Annotated in this window: 13 protein-coding genes; all 13 read left to right on the top strand. The window is 59.4% G+C overall.

Annotated features, from left to right (window positions below):
* Positions 1–16: 16 nt before the first annotated feature.
* The 13 genes from F0P97_RS19450 to F0P97_RS19510 all read left to right on the top strand — a co-directional run bounded on the left by F0P97_RS19450 (position 17) and on the right by F0P97_RS19510 (position 15,079).
* The gene (locus F0P97_RS19450; RefSeq protein ID WP_182283582.1) at positions 17–625 is read left to right on the top strand and encodes a UbiX family flavin prenyltransferase; all 609 of its coding nucleotides are present in this window, start codon (positions 17–19) and stop codon (positions 623–625) included.
* A 16-nt stretch (positions 626–641) separates the two neighbouring features.
* The gene (locus tag F0P97_RS19455) at positions 642–1,511 is read left to right on the top strand and encodes an FAD binding domain-containing protein (RefSeq protein ID WP_182283583.1); all 870 of its coding nucleotides are present in this window, start codon (positions 642–644) and stop codon (positions 1,509–1,511) included.
* Positions 1,508–1,996 (top strand): (2Fe-2S)-binding protein, encoded by a 489-nt coding sequence (locus tag F0P97_RS19460; protein ID WP_182283584.1) that lies wholly within the window; start codon positions 1,508–1,510, stop codon positions 1,994–1,996. The genes F0P97_RS19455 and F0P97_RS19460 overlap by 4 nt, the downstream gene beginning before the upstream one ends.
* Positions 1,993–4,287, top strand: coding sequence for a xanthine dehydrogenase family protein molybdopterin-binding subunit (locus F0P97_RS19465; protein WP_182283585.1), 2,295 nt, complete (start codon positions 1,993–1,995; stop codon positions 4,285–4,287). Before F0P97_RS19460 ends, F0P97_RS19465 begins: the two co-directional genes overlap by 4 nt.
* Positions 4,284–5,396, top strand: coding sequence for a CobW family GTP-binding protein (locus F0P97_RS19470; RefSeq protein WP_182283586.1), 1,113 nt, complete (start codon positions 4,284–4,286; stop codon positions 5,394–5,396). Before F0P97_RS19465 ends, F0P97_RS19470 begins: the two co-directional genes overlap by 4 nt.
* A 34-nt stretch (positions 5,397–5,430) precedes the next feature.
* Positions 5,431–6,366, top strand: a complete 936-nt coding sequence (locus F0P97_RS19475; RefSeq protein WP_182283587.1) for an amidohydrolase family protein — start codon at positions 5,431–5,433, stop codon at positions 6,364–6,366.
* A gap of 20 nt (positions 6,367–6,386) precedes the next feature.
* Positions 6,387–7,334, top strand: coding sequence for an amidohydrolase family protein (locus F0P97_RS19480; RefSeq protein WP_182283588.1), 948 nt, complete (start codon positions 6,387–6,389; stop codon positions 7,332–7,334).
* A 99-nt stretch (positions 7,335–7,433) separates the two neighbouring features.
* Positions 7,434–8,831, top strand: coding sequence for a UbiD family decarboxylase (locus F0P97_RS19485; RefSeq protein WP_420093892.1), 1,398 nt, complete (start codon positions 7,434–7,436; stop codon positions 8,829–8,831).
* Between the two features lie 84 nt (positions 8,832–8,915).
* On the top strand, positions 8,916–10,307 hold the full coding sequence (locus tag F0P97_RS19490) for a nucleobase:cation symporter-2 family protein (RefSeq protein WP_182283589.1): 1,392 nt from the start codon (positions 8,916–8,918) through the stop codon (positions 10,305–10,307).
* 1 nt (position 10,308) lies between these two features.
* Positions 10,309–11,922, top strand: a complete 1,614-nt coding sequence (locus tag F0P97_RS19495) for an ABC transporter ATP-binding protein (RefSeq protein WP_182283590.1) — start codon at positions 10,309–10,311, stop codon at positions 11,920–11,922.
* Between the two features lie 25 nt (positions 11,923–11,947).
* Positions 11,948–12,979 (top strand): ABC transporter permease, encoded by a 1,032-nt coding sequence (locus F0P97_RS19500; protein WP_182287259.1) that lies wholly within the window; start codon positions 11,948–11,950, stop codon positions 12,977–12,979.
* 2 nt (positions 12,980–12,981) lie between these two features.
* Complete coding sequence (locus F0P97_RS19505) at positions 12,982–13,914, top strand: ABC transporter permease (RefSeq protein ID WP_182283591.1); 933 nt, start codon at positions 12,982–12,984, stop codon at positions 13,912–13,914.
* A 49-nt stretch (positions 13,915–13,963) separates the two neighbouring features.
* Positions 13,964–15,079 carry a BMP family ABC transporter substrate-binding protein gene (locus tag F0P97_RS19510; RefSeq protein ID WP_182283592.1) on the top strand — a complete coding sequence of 372 codons (1,116 nt, stop codon included), beginning with the start codon at positions 13,964–13,966 and terminating at the stop codon, positions 15,077–15,079.
* The last annotated feature ends 3 nt before the right edge of the window (positions 15,080–15,082 follow it).

The raw sequence follows: 15,082 nt of genomic DNA on the forward strand, positions 1-15,082 counted from the left end.
TGTCTTGGAGAGTTTCATGAAGATGCAGCAGCTCAACCGTCAGCGTCTGATCGTGGCCATCTCCGGAGCATCCGGATTCATCTATGGCCACAGGCTACTACAGCTTTTGCAGGGTACGGACATTGATGTGCACCTGATCCTGAGCCGCGCCGCACTAATCACCATGGGCGCGGAAACCGATCTCAAGCTGTCTCAGGTCACCGCATTGACGGCACAGGTTCACAAGAACGAAGACATCGGCGCCTGCGTTGCCAGCGGCTCCTGCAAATCACTGGGCATGGTGATTGCACCTTGCTCGATGAAAACGCTGGCCGAGATTGCCAACGGCATTGGCTCCACGCTGATTTCTCGCGCTGCCGACGTGATGCTCAAGGAGCGCCGCCGCCTGGTGCTGATGGCAAGAGAGACGCCGCTGACACTCACCCACCTCAGAAACATGCTGGCCGTGACGGAAATGGGCGCCATCGTCACCCCTCCGGTGCCCGCCTTCTACACCCGCCCAGCCAATCTCGACGAGATGGTGGACCACTCGCTGGGCCGGGTTCTGGATCTTTTCGACATTGAAGTGAACACCGTTAAGCGCTGGCAAGGGCTTTCGGCCATCCGCCGCAGCGAAGTCTCATGAAACAGGAGTCACGAGCATGAAGTTCTTTGAGTATGCAGAACCCGCCAGCCTGCAGGAGACCGCAGAACTGCTGCAAAGCTGCGCAGGCACTGCCAGCCTGATGGCCGGAGGTACGGATTTGCTGGTGATGATGAAAGAGCATGCGCGAGCACCGTCGCATGTGGTCAACATCAAGAAGATTCCGGGCCTGGATGACTTCAGTTTCACTGCGGAAGGCGGTCTGTGCCTGGGCGCACTGGTGACCACCCGACAGATCGAGACCTCGGACATCACACTCAAGCACTACGCCAGTCTGGCCAAGGCCTGCACAGACTTCGCCTCCATCCAGGTCCGCAACCGCGCCACGCTGGTGGGCAATGTCTGCCGTGCCTCGCCTTCGGCAGACAGCCTGCCGCCACTGATTGCCGACGATGCCGTGCTGCACATCTACGGCACGCAAGGGCGGCGCCAATGCCGGGTAGAAGATTTTCTGCAAGGCAGGGGGCGCACCACCTTGGCGACCAATGAAATTGTCACCCATATCCAGCTTCCCGCACCGGCTCAGCGCACCGGCAAGGTCTACATCAAACATGGCCGACGCAGCCAGATGGAACTAGCCACCGTCGGCGTGGCGGTCAGCGTGACGCTCAACGCAGCAGGAAAAGTGGATTCCATATCCATCGTTCTTGCCGCAGTGGGGCCCACGCCTTTGCGGGCTGCAGCCGCAGAGGCTCTGCTCAAGGGGCGCATACCTGATGAACAAGATATCGCAGCAGCAAGTCTGGCGGCAGCTATTGCAGCGACACCCATCAGCGATGTGCGCGCCAGCGCTGGCTACCGCCGGGACATGGTGCGCGTGCTGACTGCTCGCTCACTGACACAAGCCATCAAGGAGGCACAACAATGAACAAGCTCAATGTTTCCTGCACGGTCAATGGTGACCTGCTGGAGTTCGATGTCGCACCCAACCGCAGTCTGCTGGACGCGCTGCGCACCGAGATGGGCCTCACGGGCACCAAGAAAGGCTGCGATGTGGGCGAATGCGGCTCCTGCACCATCTTGTTCAATGGCCGCCCTGCCAACGCCTGCCTGATTCTGGCTGCAGAAGCCCAGGGCGCCGAAATCACCACCGTTGAAGGTCTGCAAGGTGCAGACGGCAAGCTCCATCCCTTGCAGGAATGCTTTATGCAATGCGGCGCGGCGCAATGCGGCTTCTGCACACCCGGCATTCTGATTGCAGCCAAAGCCTTGCTGGACGAGAACCCCTGCCCCAGCACCGAAGACATCCGCTTTGCCATCGCCGGCAACATCTGTCGCTGCACGGGATACACCAAAATTCTGGACGCCATTGCCGCAGCCGCCCCCGTCGCACAGGAGGCCAGCGCATCATGAGCCAAAAATCCATCATCGGAACCAGCGTCAGGCGCAACGACTTGCTGGCCAAGGTCACAGGCGACGCCAAATATGTGGCTGACATGCATCTGCCCGGCCTGCTGTATGCCAGGACCAAGCGCAGCAATGTCGCCCATGCCCGCATCGTGAAGATCGACACCAGCCGGGCTCTGGCCCTGCCGGGAGTGAAAGCCGTTCTGACCCATGAGAACGTACCCCGCGTGCTGCACGCAGGCTCACCACACCCACGCTCTGCATCGGTCACCTGCGATCAGTACATTCTGGACAGCAAGGTCAGGTACTGGGGTGAAAGTGTTGCCGTGGTCGCGGCAACAAGCGAAGAAATTGCAGAGCAGGCTCTTGATCTCATTGATATCGAGTATGAGCTACTTCCGGCTTTTTTCACCACCGAAGAAGCTCTGGCCGCACCAGCCTCCCAACGCATTCACGACCGAGAGCCTGGTGGCAACCTGGTACTGCCACCGGTTCGGGTACAGCGCGGGGATATCGTCAAAGGCTTTGAGGAAGCCGACTTTGTCCTCGAAGGCGAGTATGAAGGCGGCCGCCCTACTCCCGCCTATATGGAGCCCAACGCCTGCATGTGCCAGTGGGATGGCAACGGCAATCTCACGGTCTGGATCTCCACGCAGACGGCTTTCATGGTGCGCGGCATCATGGCCGAAGTGCTGGGCCTGCCGCTGCACAAGGTGCGCGTGCTGGTTGACCATATGGGCGGCGGTTTCGGTGCCAAGCAGGACTTGTTCCAGAGCGAGTTCCTCTGCGCACTGCTAGCCAAACAGACGCGCCGCCCTGTGCGCATGGAGTTCTCTCGGGAAGAAACCTTCCTCGGAGGCCGCACCCGACACCCCTTCAAGATCTGGCTCAAACAGGGTTTTCGCAAGGACGGCAGCATCACCGCGCGCCAGGCCCGCGTGGTCTTCAACTCAGGTGCCTACGGCTCACATGGCCCGGGCGTGACCAACGTGGGCACAGCATCCCTGACATCGCTGTACCGCTGCGAGAACGTGGACCTGGAAGGGTTATGCGTCTATACCAACAGCCCCATCGCTGGTGCGTTTCGCGGCTATGGCGTCGTTCAGACCTATTTTGCGCTGGACCTGCAGCTTGATGAAGCGGCGCAGGTCTTGGGCATGAACCCGGCAGAGCTCAAGCTGATGAATGCCGTCAGCCAGGGCGATCTGGCCCCTTCGGGCCACCCCATCGTAGGCCACGGCTTGCCCGACTGCATACGCCGCGGCATGGAAGAGGTGCACTGGCCGCGTGGCTCAAGCCCGAAAGAGGGCCCGGTACGCCGGGGCTGGGGCATGGGCTGCGAAATGCATGGCAGCAGCGCCTACCCCGGCATCAAGGAGCAAGGCAATGCCATCGTCAAGATGAATGAAGACGGCACGGTAGTGCTGCTGACGGGCACCGCTGGTCTGGGCACAGGCGCCCATACGGCGCTGGCACAAATCGTGGCCCAGGAGCTGGGCCTGTGCTTTGAAGCCGTCAGCGTCATGCATGGAGACACCGACGTCGTTCCCTGGGACATTGGCGCATTTGCCAGCCACACAACCTATATGGGTGGGCGAGCAGCCCAGATGGCGGCAGCGAAGGTCAAAGAGCAACTGCTGGAGCGCGCTGCAGGCTATCTTGACACTGCAGCCTCCAACCTCCAGGTGTCACAGGGCGTGATATGTGGCCCCGATGGCAAAAGCATGAGCGTGCGTGATGCCGTCGCAGCGCGCAAAGGCATTCCGGCTGCGCAACTGGTGGGCACAGCCACCTACCACCCGACCAAGGCCTATTCCTTCGCGGCCCACTTTGCCGAGGTCAGCGTGGACACCGAAACCGGCCAGATCACGGTACTGCAGGTTGTACCCGTGCATGAAATTGGCAAGGTTATCCATCCGATTGCCGCTGCCGGCCAGATCGAAGGCGGCATACAGCAGGGCATAGGTCACACGCTTTACGAGGACTACCAGATCGACATGAGTACCGGGCGCTCACTGAATGCCAACTTTGTCGACTACAAGATGCCGCTGTCCATGGACATGCCTCAGATACGCACCGTGCTGCTGGAGACCGCGCCCGATCCAGGCGGGCCGTATGGCGCCAAAGGCGTGGGTGAGGACCCCATCATCGCCATCGGTCCGGCCATCGTGAACGCCGTGTATGACGCCATCGGCGTGCGCTTTCGTCACTACCCCATCCGTCCCGAGCAAGTGCTGCAAGCGCTCAAAGCCCGGACTGCGCAAAGCCACCGTGTCACAGAAGGAGCTTACACATGACCTCGACCTCTCAACGCCCCATTCCCGTCACCATACTCACTGGCTTTCTGGGGGCTGGCAAGACGACGCTGCTCAATCACATCCTCACGGAAAAGCATGGTCACCGCATCGCTGTGATCGAAAACGAGTTCGGCGAAATAGATGTGGACTCCGATCTGGTGATGGCCTCCGAAGAGGAAATCTTCCAGGTCGCCAATGGATGCATCTGCTGCGTGGTCGATGTGCGCAACGATCTGGTGCAGATTCTGCAGAAGCTGCTCGACCGCAAGGACCAGTTTGACCACATCCTGGTGGAGACCAGCGGACTGGCGGACCCCTCGCCCGTGGCCGCCACCTTCTTCATGGACAACGACGTGGCCAAGAAAGTGATGCTGGACGGCATCGTAACTCTGGTAGATGCCGTACACGTCCAGCCTCACCTGGACGATCCAGCCTTGGCCGAGTATGACAACCAGGCCGTCACGCAAATTGTGGTTGCAGACCGAATCCTGCTGAACAAGTCCGATCTGGTCGGCGAGTCCGAGCTCAAGGAGCTGGAGCGCCGCATCCGCACACTCAACAGCATTGCACCTGTGATGCGCACTGTGCAGGCCCAAGTGGACCTCTCCCAGATTCTGGGATTGCAGACATACGAGTCCGATGCCCTGTCCATGACAGACCCCGACTTTCTGCACAGGCCAGCCATTGGCGGCCATATCGGTGCCCATGCCTGCGATGAGCATTGCACGCACCAGGAACACGATCATCTGCCGGCCATTAGCCAGTCCGCTGACCATGCTCACACACACGACCCGTCCGTGAACTCCGTGTCGTTCACCTTTGACCGGCCCTTCGATATCGATGCCCTGATGCCCACGCTCAATGCACTGCTGAGCGAACACGGCGACGACATCTACCGCGTCAAAGGAATTTTGCATGTGCAAGGCGATGACCGCCGCCATGTGCTGCAAGGGGTTCACCGCCTGCTCGAACTCAAGCCCGCCCTGCCCTGGTGGGATGAAACACCCGGCAGCAAGCTGGTCTTCATTGGTCGCCATCTCAATGCCTCGCAACTGCGAAGCGCACTCACTCGCCACCTGGTTTCCATCGAGGCTCAGGAAGCCGCCTGAAGCGCTTCAACCGTCATCACAGAAGGAGAGACACATGATCATCGACATCAGTTGCTACCCCACCGACCAGGTTGACCTGGCTTGGTGGCACGACGGCAAACCCTATACCGTGGACCGGCTGCTCAAGACCATGGATGGCCCCTACTACGTCAATGGCAAACCCCGCCGTATCGACAAGGCCTTCATCCAGCCGCCCCAGGGCAACACCATCTACACATGGAGCGACGGTGAGAAGTCGGGCCGCGAGTCCATCGACGATTACATGGCTTACACACTCAAATGCGTGCAGGAGCATCCCGACCGCTTCATTGGCTGCTTTGTCTACAACCCTCGCTGCGGCGTCAAGAACGGCGTCGAAGCCATAGAGCGCTATGTCAAGGAGCATGGCTTCAAGATGGTTCAGATGCAGGCCAATATGCATGCCTACCGGCCTGACCGCGCGCTGGACTGGGTGCGCCCGGCTTTCGAAAAATGCGCCGAGCTGGGTGTGCCGGTAAAGCTGCATACGGGCGACGGCCCCTACAGCATCCCCTCCGAATGGATTCCCATGATTCAGGAGTTCCCCAAGGTGAACTTCATCATGGCCCACTTCGGCGTGCAGACCGGCGGTGTCTATTGCTTTGAACCCTTTCAAGCCGCCATGGATCTGCCCAATGTCTATTGCGAATCCGGCTGGTGCCTGCAGTCGCGCATTGTGGAGTTTGCCAAGGTACTGCCCAAGCACAAGATCATTTTTGGCACCGACACCCCACCCAACGAGCCCGGCATGTGGCTGCGCCTGCTGGAAGTGCTGTGTACCAACCCCCCACAGGGCATGAACCTCGACGAGGAAACGTTAGAGGACTACCTGGGCAACAACATCGCCCGAATGATCGGCATCGAACCCACGCCAGCCCCTCGAACCTTTGAGGAGGCTGAGCAGATGCTGGGCCACAAGGCCGAGCGCCAGCCCGTGATCGAACTGTATTAATTCAAGCCAGGAGACACAAAATGATTATCGACACTCACCTGCACCCCACCAATCTGGTGGACGAGGCGTGGCGCCACACAGGTACGCCCTTCAATGGCGAGCGCATGCTCAAGCTCATGGATGGTCCCTACATGATCAACGGCAAGCCGCGCCGCATCGACATGGGCTTCATCCAGCCCCCGCCCGGTAATACCGGCTACCGTGATGGCAACCGCCGCGGCCGTGACGGTATCCGTGACTATATGTCTTACATTGCCGAGCTCACTCAGAAGTACCCTGACCGTTTCATCGGCAACTTCACCTACAACCCCCGCTGGGGGCCCGAAAACGGTGCTGCCGAAATCGAGTACCACCATCTGGCCTATGGCTTCAAGATGATCAAGCTGCATGCCAATATGCATGGCTACCGGCCTGATCGCGCGCTGGAATGGCTGCGCCCGGCAATGAAGGTCTGCGCCAAGTACAACATCGTTGTGCTGATCCACACCGGTGACGGCCCGTTCACCATTCCCACGATGTTCTACCCGATCATTCGCGAGTTCCCCATGGTGAACTTCGTGATCGCGCACTTTGGCATTCAGACGGGTGGCAACTATTCGTTCGAGACCTTCTGGATGGCCATGGACACTCCCAATGTCTATGTCGAATCCGGCTGGTGCTTCCAGGCGCGCATTGCCGAGTTTGCCAAGGAACTACCGCGCAACAAGCTGGTGTTCGGCACGGACAGCCCTCCCAACGAGCCCGGCATGTGGCTTCGCGAGCTGGAAATGCTGTGCCGCCCCGCACCGCACGGAATCGACCTCGACGAAGACACGCTGGAAGACTACCTGGGCAACAACATTGCGCGACTGGTGGGCATTGAAACCACACCTCCGCCGAAAAGCCAGGAAGACGCAAAGGCCCGTCTGAAAGCCACCTACGCAGGTGTCGAAAGAAAAGAAGCCATGACCTTCGCCGCAGCCAAGTAGTGCGGCTCTCGCCCATCGCCTACGGGCGGTGGGCATCCCATACAGAGAAAGTGCCAGCAATCACTGGCTCCCCGTTTCGCTTTGCCGAGGAGACACTCGATGAATGCCAGAACAACAATGATGGACACCGGTCAGGATTTGCACGACTTCTATGCAGCCTATGCCGACAGCTGGCCGGAGGATGTTCTGTCCATCGACCACCCCGCCGGTCGGGACCAGGATGTCACTGCCATCGTCTGGTCCCTCGCCGCTCAAGGTCTTCACCCCTTGCTACGCTTCAACCAGATTGACGACCTGCAGCGCCCATTGATTACCAATCTGTTTGCCTCACGTGAACGCGTGGGCCGCATGCTGGGCGGAGTGGGCGCAGCAGGCCTGCACGCCGAATACCAAGCTCGCAGCAGAAACCTGCTGCAGCCGCAGTTGATTCAGGACGGCAAAGTCCTGCAGCAAGTCAAGACTAGCCAGATCAATCTGCATACCGATATCCCGACCATCAAGCATTTCGCCAGTGATCGCGGCCCCTACATCACCAACTCCATTCTGATTTCCGAGTTCGATGGCATAAGCAATGTGAGCTATCACCGCTCCATGGTTCACTCAGAAACGGAGATCGCCACCAGCCTGCACTCGCGCGGTCACCTTTGGCGCATGTTGCGGGCCGCCGAAACCCAAGGCAAACCCCTGCCAGTGGCCATGGTCATCGGTGCACATCCGCTGTTCATGCTGGCCGCGGCTGCACGCCTGCCTTATGGCATCGATGAGCGCCACGTGGCGGGTGGGCTGATCGGTGCGCCGCTGCAAGTCGTCAAAACGCCAAAGTACGGCATTTCCGTGCCTGCCCATGCTGAGTTCGTTCTTGAAGGCGTGATTGACCCCAGCATGCGCGCCGAAGAAGGGCCTTTCGGCGAATTCACCGGCTACTCCTCGGACCGCTCCACCAACAACGTCTTCAAGGTCGAGGCCCTGATGCAGCGCAGCGATGCCTGGCTGCTCGATGTGGTGGGAGGCAATTCGGCCGAGCACCTGAATCTGGGCCGTATCCCCAGAGAGTCCGAGATGGTGGAAAAGCTCAAGGAGCGCTTTCCAGGCGTGACTGCAGTGCACTACCCCAATTCCGGAACGCACTTCCACGCCTATATCGCGCTCAAGCAATCACGCCCCGGAGAAGCACGCCAGGTCATGCTGGGCCTGCTGGGCTGGGACCCATATCTGAAGACAGTGTTTGCCGTTGACGAGGATGTGGACATCACCCGCGATGAAGAAGTGCTCTGGGCCATGGCAACGCATTTCCAGCCGCACCAAGATCTGTTCATGGTGGACGGACTACCTGGCAGCCCTCTGGACCCTTCCTCTTCCGCCGATGGAACTACCTCACGCCTTGGCATCGATGCCACGCGGGGACCCAAGTTCGACGGCTTGCGGGCACGCATCAGCCCCGAAGCCATGCAGCGTGTTCAACCCTTGATTCTCTCCAGCCTGCGCAACGAAACATGAGACAGCCATAAACCTTCTGGGACACACAGAGCTGAAAAAGCCAGGTGTTTCCAGACCGCTCGAAACCTGTTCAGGAGACAAACCATGACGACGAGCACCCCGAACCATAGTCCGCCCGCAGTACATCCAGTCGATGAAAAACTGCCTTTGCCCCAACTAGCAGCACTGGGACTGCAGCATGTGCTGGTTATGTATGCGGGGGCGATTGCCGTTCCCCTCATCATTGGAAGCGCCCTCAAGCTCACCAAAGAAGACACAGCATTCCTGATCGCAGCAGACCTGTTCTGCTGCGGGCTGGTGACCATCATCCAGAGCATGGGCATTGGCAAGGTTGGCATACGCCTGCCCATGATGATGGGAGTGACCTTCACCGCAGTCGCTCCTATTATTGCAGCAGGCAGCACACCAGGGCTAGGTCTTAGAGCGGTTTTTGGCGGAGTCATCATAGCGGGCATATTCACGCTGCTAGTTGCTCCTTATGTCAGCCGTCTACTGCGCTGGTTTCCACCCGTGGTCACCGGCTCCGTCGTTCTGATCATTGGCATTTCGCTGATGCGCGTGGGAATCAACTGGGCAGCGGGTGGAAACCCCACCATCCCCGGCCCCAACGGCCCCATCAACAACCCAGCCTATGGCATTCCTTCGCACATAGCCATCTCCGGCATCGTGCTGATGACCATTCTCTTCATCATCGCCTGGTGCAAGGGCTTTCTGTCAAACATTGCCGTCCTGATCGGCATCGCCGTTGGCTTTTTGATCACGCTGGCATCAGGCCAGGTCAACTTCGTGGGCATGCAAGCCACACAGTGGGTACGCATCATCACGCCGTTTCACTTCGGCATTCCCACCGTTGACGTAATGACCACGGTCACGCTGTGCGTGGTGATGATTGTCATCATGATCGAGGGCGTGGGCCAGTTCCTGGCACTTTCAGAAGTGGTGGAGCGTCCGTTGGAGAAAGACGATATCGCCCGCGGCCTCCGCGCCGATGGTGTTGGTGCCATCGTGGGTGGCATCTTCAACACCTTCACATACACCTCCTATGCGCAGAACATCGGACTGGTGCAGGTCACCGGGGTACGCAGCCGCTGGGTCTGCGTAACAGCCGGGGTAATGCTGATCGTGATCAGCAGCTTTCCCAAACTGTCTTTCATCGCCGCATCCATTCCCCAGTATGTTCTAGGCGGCGCAGCCATGGTGATGTTCGGCATGGTGGCTGCGACGGGCGTGCGCATCCTCAGCCATGTGGATTTTGTCGAAAACCGCAAGAACGCCTACATCGTGGCCATCAGCCTGGCCATGGGCATGATTCCTCTGGTCGCGGACCGCTTCTTCATGCGCCTGCCAGATCTGCTGGCCAAATTCTGCCAGAACGGGATTTTGCTGGGCACCTTCACCGCCGTGCTGCTGAACGTTCTGTTTAACGCCAGCACCAGCCAGGAGCCATCCCTTCACGCTCTAGAAAAGGCGGCCTGATATGCCAAGCCTTATCCCTTCTCAAGGCAAACCCCAGCTGGAGCTGCGAGGCATTCGCAAGGTCTATTCCTCCGTGGTTGCCAATGATGGCATCGACCTGGTCGTGGCACCCGGTGAAATTCAAGCCATCCTTGGCGAAAACGGCGCGGGAAAGTCCACGCTGATGAAAATCATCTATGGGGTGACTACTCCAACCGACGGAGAGATCTACTGGCAGGGCGAGCGCGTGCAGATGGGCAGCCCCGGCCTGGCTCGCGCACTGGGCATTGGCATGGTGTTTCAGCATTTTCAGCTGTTCGAGACACTGACCGTCGTGCAGAACGTGGCCCTCGCCTTGCCGGGTCGCCCCGACCTGGCTGACCTGTGTCAGCGCATTCATGCGGTCGGCCAGCGCTATGGCTTGCCCATAGACCCGCTGCGGCTGGTGCACACCCTCTCCGTCGGCGAGCGCCAGCGCGTGGAAATCATCCGCTGCCTGCTTCAAAATCCAAAGCTACTCATCATGGATGAGCCGACCTCGGTACTCACGCCGCAGGCCGTGCGCAAGCTATTTGAAACCCTGCGCCAGCTGGCCGATGAAGGCTGCAGCATTCTCTACATCAGCCACAAGCTGGATGAAGTTCAAGAGCTTTGCCACAGCGCTACTGTTCTGCGAAACGGCCGGGTGACGAGCCATTGCATTCCGGCCCAGGAGACACCAGCCTCCATGGCCCGCATGATGATTGGCAAGGAGCTGGTGCCCTGCCAGCGCCCCAAGCCCATGGCAAATACGGCAGATACTGCCAGGTTACAGGTTCATTCTCTGTCCCGCGCTGCCAGCCACCCTTTCGGCACTGCGTTACAGGACATCAGCTTTAGCCTCAAGCCCGGTGAAATCCTGGGCATTGCCGGAGTGTCCGGCAACGGCCAGCAGGAGCTGCTGTTTGCCCTATCGGGAGAAGACCCGCTTCCGCCGCGCGATGCCGCCATGATTCATCTCAATGGCCAGCCAGTCGCGCACCTGAACAGCGCCAGCCGCCGCACACAAGGCTTGGGCTTTGTTCCGGAGGAACGTCTAGGACGTGGTGCGGTTCCAGCCATGAGCCTGGCCGAAAACACCTTGCTGACTGCCTATGACCAAGGCCTGCTGCAGCGTGGTCTGATTCGCAAAGACGCGGTGACCCAGTTTGCGCAGAACTGTATAGCAGGCTTTCACGTCAAATGCTCAGGACCGCAAGCGCCTGCCAACTCGCTCTCGGGTGGCAATCTGCAAAAGTTCATCGTGGGAAGGGAGCTGATGCAGAAGCCTCAAGTACTCATCGCAGCCCAGCCCACCTGGGGCGTGGATGTGGGAGCGGCAGCTTTCATTCGCCAGTCGCTGATTGAGCTGAGAACCAGCGGCGCCAGCCTGCTGGTGGTCTCCGAAGAGCTGGACGAGCTATTCGAAATCTGCGACCGCATTGCCGTGATTGCTGATGGCCGCCTATCTCCCGTGGTTGCCATTGACCAGACCGATGTCGAGACCATAGGCCTGTGGATGAGCGGAATGTGGCCTCAAGAGAGTGCCCTCCTTCCCCAGGCCGCACCGCCCACTCTTCCTACAGAAAGAGAGGTCTACCGTGTGGCTCAAGCTTGAAAAACGCCCCGAAGCCTCGCACTCCATGCGCTGGCTGTCGCCACTGCTGGCCGTGCTGCTAACCGTGCTCAGCGGAGCACTGCTTTTTGCTGCGCTGGGTCAAAAACCGCTGCAAGGCATTCATGCCTTCTTCATTCAGCCCATCAGTGACCTATATGGTCTAAGCGAGCTGCTGCTCAAGGCCACACCGCTCATGCTGATCAGCATGGGGCTTGCCATCGGCTTTCGTGCTGGAGTCTGGAATATCGGCGCAGAAGGTCAGTTCATTCTTGGCGCCGTGTTTGCCAGCGGCATTGCGCTGATGGTGGGGGACCGAATCGCTTTCTGGGCCATGCCCGCAATGGTGCTGGCCGGCGCCTTGGGCGGGGCTCTGTGGGCTGCCATCCCAGCCTGGTTGCGCACACGCTTTGGCACCAATGAGATCCTGGTGTCGCTGATGCTGGTCTATGTAGCCCAGTTGCTGGCATCTTGGCTGATCTATGGCCCATGGAAGGACCCTGACGGCTACAACTTTCCCCAAACCCGCAGCTTTGGCGACAGTGCGCTATTGCCCGTGCTGATCGAAGGTACACGCCTGCATGCTGGCTTCATTCTGGCGTTGTTTGTGCTGCTGGCAGGCTATGTGTTTCTGCAATTGAGCATGCAGGGCTTTCGCATGCAGGTCGGTGGCCAGGCACCTGATGCCGCTCGCTATGCCGGTTTTTCGGGAAAGCAGGCCATCTGGGTCGGGCTACTGGCTGGCGGCGCGCTGGCCGGCGTGGCCGGGATGACCGAGGTTTCAGGTCCCATGGGCCAGTTGACGGCGCAAATCTCCGCCGGCTATGGCTTTGCAGCCATCATCGTGGCCTTTGTCGGACGCCTGCACCCCGTGGGTATCCTGGCCAGCAGCCTGATCATGGCCTTGTTCTTTCTGGGCGGCGAGCAAGCCCAGCAGCAACTGAACCTGCCATCCTCCATCTCCAAGGTTTTCCAGGGAATGCTGCTGTTTTTCCTGCTGGCCTCGGATCTGTTCATTGCTTACCGTCTGCGCTGGCAAGGCGGTCTCCGGAGGGCCTGACCATGGATACCTCGCTGATTTCCTCCATCCTGGCGGCCACCTTGGTCGCAGGCACACCACTGATCATCGTCGCACTGGGCGAGCTGGTCGTCGAACGCTCTGGTGTGCTCAACCTTGGTGCAGAAGGCATGATGTCCGTGGGCGCGGTTGCGGCTTTTGCCGCTGCCTTTACAGGAGCTGGCCCCTGGGCCGCGGCCGCAGTGGGCATGCTTGCAGGTGCAGCACTGGCGCTAATCTTCGGCTATCTGTGCCTGACCATGCAGGCCAACCAGGTCGCCAGCGGGCTGGCCCTGGCCATCTTCGGAGTGGGTCTGTCGGCCTTTTTGGGCAAGTCCTATGAATCAGCACCACTGACGGCCGTGCCCGTTCCCACCATTCCCATACTTGGGGACATACCTTTTCTGGGCACCGCATTGTTTCACCAGCACTGGCTAGTCTACGGTTCGTGGGTACTGGCAGCCGCAACAGCCTGGTTTCTGGATCGAAGCCGCGGAGGTCTGGTGCTGCGCGCCGTCGGAGAATCACCCACCGCAGCCCACGCCATTGGCTACCCGGTGATCGCCATCCGCTACATGGCAGTGCTCTATGGCGGAGCCATGGCCGGTCTGGGCGGAGCGTTTCTGTCCGTGTTCTACACGCCACTGTGGGCGGACGGCATGGTCGCAGGCCGGGGCTGGATTGCGCTGGCACTGGTGGTTTTTGCCACCTGGCGCCCCCTGCGCATTCTGGTCGGCGCCTATCTGTTCGGCGGCGTGCTGGTCTCCCAGCTGTTCGTCCAAGGTTCAGGCCTGGCGCTGGAGCTCCCTTCACAATGGCTGTCCGCACTACCCTATATCGCCACCATCGTCGTGCTGGTGCTGATATCGCGCAACAAGACCACGATCAAGCTGAACTCTCCCGCCTCGCTGGGACAGAGCTACAAGCCGGAAAGTTGAAGTTTCAAAGCATCGCGTTCCCTACGACCAGAACCAAGGAGGCATGACCATGAACAGCAACAACGTGCGCCACACGCATAGATCAACCGCATTTCCCTGTCTTGCAGCATGGAGCGCAGCGTCGCTCTTTGTGCTGGGCCTGGGCAGCGCCTCAGCCGCCGAGCCACTCAAAGTCTGTTTTCTCTATTCCAACCCGATTGGAGAAAGCGGATGGACCTATCAGCATGAGCTGGCGCGCAATGAACTGGTCGCCGCCCTGGGCGACAAAATCAGTACCAAATACGTAGAAAACATAGCAGAGGGCCCAGACGCAGAGCGCGTTGTACGCAATTTTGTGAAAGACGGCTGCAAACTAATCTTCACGCCCTCCTTTGGTTTCATGGAGCCCACGCTCAAGGTGGCGCGTACCGCTCCCAAAATCATCTTCATGAACGGCACCGGCTACAAGACAGCCACCAATGTCGGCACCTACAACGCCCGCTGGTATGAGGGCCGTTATCTGGAAGGTGTGATCGCCGGTCATATGACCAAGAGCAATGTGGTCGGCTATGTGGGCGCCTTCCCTATTCCCGAGGTGCTGCAAGGCGTGAATGCTTTCGCACTAGGCATGAAAAGCGCCAATCCAAAAGCTCAGTTGCGCCTGATCTGGGTAAATTCCTGGTATGACCCGGGCAAGGAGCGCGATGCCGCCAATGCTCTCATCAAGCTGGGTTCAGACACTCTTGCCTATGCCACCTCGGGCGTTTCCATCGTCACCACAGGCGAAGAGAAAAAGGTCTACACCCTGGGCTACTACTCGAACATGTCCAAGTTCGGCCCCACGACCAATCTCACCTCTATTACCCAAAACTGGGGCAACTTCTACATCAAGGTCGCCAACGAAGTACTAGCGGACAAATGGAAGCCCGAAAGCGTCATGGGCAGCCTCAGCGACGGCATCATCAAGCTGGCACCGCTGAACTCAGCCATTCCGGCCGAGGTGCGCAACCAGGTTGAAACCCTCACCAAGGAAATTGCTTCAGGTCAGCGCCAGATTTTCACCGGCCCTTTGGTCGATCAGCAAGGCACGACACGCGTTCCAGCGGGCCAGAATATCTCGCCCGGTGATCTGGCCAATATGAACTATCTGGTTCAAGGCGTGGACGGCCTGATGCCCAAGAACTGAGAG

This window comes from Comamonas testosteroni, assembly GCF_014076415.1.
In the GTDB taxonomy this organism is placed as follows: domain Bacteria; phylum Pseudomonadota; class Gammaproteobacteria; order Burkholderiales; family Burkholderiaceae_C; genus Comamonas; species Comamonas testosteroni_F.

Coding starts and splice junctions, on each gene's coding strand:
- F0P97_RS19480 (WP_182283588.1), top strand. CDS start 6,387: ATGATTATCGACACTCACCTGCACCCCACCAATCTGGTGGACGAGGCG.
- F0P97_RS19465 (WP_182283585.1), top strand. CDS start 1,993: ATGAGCCAAAAATCCATCATCGGAACCAGCGTCAGGCGCAACGACTTG.
- F0P97_RS19500 (WP_182287259.1), top strand. CDS start 11,948: ATGCGCTGGCTGTCGCCACTGCTGGCCGTGCTGCTAACCGTGCTCAGC.
- F0P97_RS19450 (WP_182283582.1), top strand. CDS start 17: ATGAAGATGCAGCAGCTCAACCGTCAGCGTCTGATCGTGGCCATCTCC.
- F0P97_RS19490 (WP_182283589.1), top strand. CDS start 8,916: ATGACGACGAGCACCCCGAACCATAGTCCGCCCGCAGTACATCCAGTC.
- F0P97_RS19460 (WP_182283584.1), top strand. CDS start 1,508: ATGAACAAGCTCAATGTTTCCTGCACGGTCAATGGTGACCTGCTGGAG.
- F0P97_RS19475 (WP_182283587.1), top strand. CDS start 5,431: ATGATCATCGACATCAGTTGCTACCCCACCGACCAGGTTGACCTGGCT.
- F0P97_RS19510 (WP_182283592.1), top strand. CDS start 13,964: ATGAACAGCAACAACGTGCGCCACACGCATAGATCAACCGCATTTCCC.
- F0P97_RS19455 (WP_182283583.1), top strand. CDS start 642: ATGAAGTTCTTTGAGTATGCAGAACCCGCCAGCCTGCAGGAGACCGCA.
- F0P97_RS19505 (WP_182283591.1), top strand. CDS start 12,982: ATGGATACCTCGCTGATTTCCTCCATCCTGGCGGCCACCTTGGTCGCA.
- F0P97_RS19470 (WP_182283586.1), top strand. CDS start 4,284: ATGACCTCGACCTCTCAACGCCCCATTCCCGTCACCATACTCACTGGC.
- F0P97_RS19495 (WP_182283590.1), top strand. CDS start 10,309: ATGCCAAGCCTTATCCCTTCTCAAGGCAAACCCCAGCTGGAGCTGCGA.
- F0P97_RS19485 (WP_420093892.1), top strand. CDS start 7,434: ATGAATGCCAGAACAACAATGATGGACACCGGTCAGGATTTGCACGAC.